Annotated in this window: 2 protein-coding genes; both read left to right on the top strand. The window is 43.7% G+C overall.

The genetic code is table 11. The features are described 5' to 3' along the window. The first annotated feature begins 506 nt into the window (after positions 1-506). The gene (coaE, locus tag NG833_RS30175) at positions 507-1,115 is read left to right on the top strand and encodes a dephospho-CoA kinase (protein WP_254568952.1); all 609 of its coding nucleotides are present in this window, start codon (positions 507-509) and stop codon (positions 1,113-1,115) included. 47 nt (positions 1,116-1,162) lie between these two features. Further along, positions 1,163-2,602, top strand: coding sequence for a hypothetical protein (locus NG833_RS30170; RefSeq protein WP_254568951.1), 1,440 nt, complete (start codon positions 1,163-1,165; stop codon positions 2,600-2,602). The last annotated feature ends 345 nt before the right edge of the window (positions 2,603-2,947 follow it).

Here is a 2,947-nt window from a genome sequence, read left to right as displayed (position 1 = left end):
AACGTCCCGACTTCAGTCGTTCTGATCCGGTGTTCAACGTCCCGACTTCAGTCGTTCTGATCCGGTGTTCAACGTCCCGACTTCAGTCGTTCTGATCCGGTGTTCAACGTCCCGACTTCAGTCGTTCTGATCCGGTGTTCGTAGTAACGACTTCAGTCGTTTATTGATTATTTTGAACACCCCTGAAAACCGTGAAGGGTTCAAATACCCACCTAATAGCTCAATTCTGATTAATTACCACAACTTATTTCATTACAAGCCTTTCAGTCTTTTTAACAATAGTGATTAGAAGTTGGGTTCAACCTCTCCATTTCTGGAGAGAAGATAACGACTGAAGTCGTTACTACGAACAGGAAGATAACGACTGAAGTCGTTACTACGAACAGGAAGAAACGACTGAAGTCGTTACTACGAACAGGAAGATAACGACTGAAGTCGTTACTACGAACAGGAAGAAACGACTGAAGTCGTTACTACGAACTATTGATTTGCAATTAGGGTTTAGGATGATAAATAAACGTCAAATTGGATTAACGGGTGGAATTGCTACGGGTAAAACTACGGTTTCTAATTATTTGAAAACCTACCACCAATTACCTGTGTTTGATGCAGATATTTATGCTCGCGAAGCGGTGGAAATTGGTTCAGAAGTGTTGAATCAAATCGTGAGGCGGTATGGAAAGGACTTGTTGCTACCCGATCGCAGTCTGAATCGTCCGAAGTTGGGGGAGATTGTGTTTAGTCAACCCTCGGAAAAACAGTGGTTAGAGGCGCAAATCCATCCCCAAGTGCGCGATCGCTTCTTTCGAGAAATTGCCGCTTTGCCCCAACAGTCTACCGCAGTCTTGGTGATCCCGTTGTTGTTTGAAGCACAAATGACCGATTTAGTTACGGAAATTTGGGTGGTATCTTGTCCTGGCGATCGCCAGATTCAGCGATTGATGGAACGCGATCGCTTGACCCTAGACCAAGCCAGAGCTAGAATTAATAGCCAAATGCCCTTATCTGAAAAATGCGCTCAGGCTGATGTCATCTTAGATAACTCCTCCACTGTAGCACACCTCATCCAACAGATAGATGTCGCGTTGATGCCGGATAGAGATAATAGGAAGTAAACCCCTAGCGGGATACTTTTACTTCTAACTTAACCGCTGTCTTCAAAATGCAAACCATAACCACTGCACATCCAGAGGGTCCACCGAATACCGGAGGACCTATTGACTGGTTTCAAAAATTTATGGCGATGATCGCCGTTATCAATTTGCTGTTAGTGGGGTTCGATTCCTCTTATATTACCCTACGCGATATCTATTTTCATCAAATTCCCCCCGTGGTGATTGCTTATGATAAAATTAAAGGAATTGAACCCCATCCCGAAACTGAAAAATACCTACAAACCCTCCAGCAATTAACCCTAGAACTCCAACAACCCCCAAATTCCCTGGAAACTCCCCAGGTGGAGAATTTGCTGGAATCGTTACGCCATGAAAGTGATAGAATGCTCAATGAAAACCCCTTTATGGCTGCGGGTAAGTTCGGCACTTTTGCAAAAATTCAAAGGCGAATGCGTCAGCATCTTGGCACAGAATATGCTTACGATGCTTTTCAGACTTTTTGGACTTCTAGTTATTTAAGCAGTCATAATTTAAGTCGAGAACTCAATTTTTTCCAGTCTCAGATTTCGCCATTAATTGCCAGAAATTATTTCAGGAATGTAGATGAAATTGGCCAAGTTATCGATGATTTTTGGCGGATTGATATTTTCTTTATGTGCCTGTTTGGATTAGAGTTCATACTTCGCACCTTCTTTATGCATCGCCGGATTAGTGGCTTACGCTGGATAGATGCCATGTTGCGACGCTGGTATGATGTTTTATTGTTTTTACCGTTTTGGCGAGGATTGCGGGTAATTCCGGTTGCGGTGAGACTGCAACAGAGTGAACTGGTTAATTTCGATCGCATCTTAGTTCAGATGACCCATGAACCGGCTGCTAGACTAGCCGATCGCCTGTCTCGATTTGTAATGGTTCGCTTTATTAATCAAGCGCAAGACTCCATTCGCGAAGGCACTGCCGCCGAATCATTTTTGAATCCCCAACCGGCGGTTGATCTCAACAATGTGAATGAAATCGAAGTCATTACTGACCGACTTTTGGAATTAACCATTTACAAAGTTCTCCCGCAAATTAAGCCAGAATTAGAAGCAGTTTTGCATCATAGTATAGAAGGAGCCTTTAAAGAATCAGGGATTTATCAAAGTCTCAAATCCTTACCCGGGATCGGAAATTTACCCAGCGATTTTACGGAACAAATGGCCTCGAACTTAGCCCAAACTACGGTAACTGTTCTGGAAACCTCTTACGCTGACGTAGAAGGACGAGTGCTCTTCGATCGCCTCAGTCAGGAATTCAATCAAGCCTTCCGGAAAGCCCTAGGCGATCGGCAAACCCAAGAAGAAATACAAATCTTGCTCACGGATTTCTTAGAAGAATTAAAACTCAATTATGTGGTAAAATCCACCCATACCGACCCAGAAGCCACCCTAGCGGAAATAGAAACCCTTTACCAACCCAAAGAACAGTCCTCCCTCCCCTCACTTTAGTCAATGTAGCTCGACTAGAAACCCGCTTTCTTGTCCTGGGGTGGGTGAGAAACCGGGTTTCTTCATCAGTTGTTTTTCCCTTGCCTAAATTTAGGTTAGAAACCCGGTTTCTTGTCCTTGAGTTGGGTTAGAAACCGGGTTTCTTCACCTACTCTCTAGCAATTTTCCACAAATTTAGGTCAGAAACCCGGTTTCTTGTCCTGGGGTTGGGTTAGAAACCGGGTTTCTTCACCTACTCTCTAGCAATTTTCCACAAATTTAGGTCAGAAACCCGGTTTCTTGTCCTTGAGTTGGGTTAGAAACCGGGTTTCTTCACCTACTCTCTAGCAATTTTCCACAAATTTA

This window comes from Oscillatoria sp. HE19RPO (assembly GCF_024220515.1).
Lineage (GTDB): Bacteria > Cyanobacteriota > Cyanobacteriia > Cyanobacteriales > Laspinemataceae > Laspinema.
Note: the sequence above shows the minus strand (reverse complement) of the source record. Positions and strands in the feature narration are given on the sequence as shown.

Bases quoted from the DNA above. Each gene is read 5' to 3' on its own strand.
- coaE (WP_254568952.1), top strand. From the start codon at position 507: ATGATAAATAAACGTCAAATTGGATTAACGGGTGGAATTGCTACGGGT.
- NG833_RS30170 (WP_254568951.1), top strand. From the start codon at position 1,163: ATGCAAACCATAACCACTGCACATCCAGAGGGTCCACCGAATACCGGA.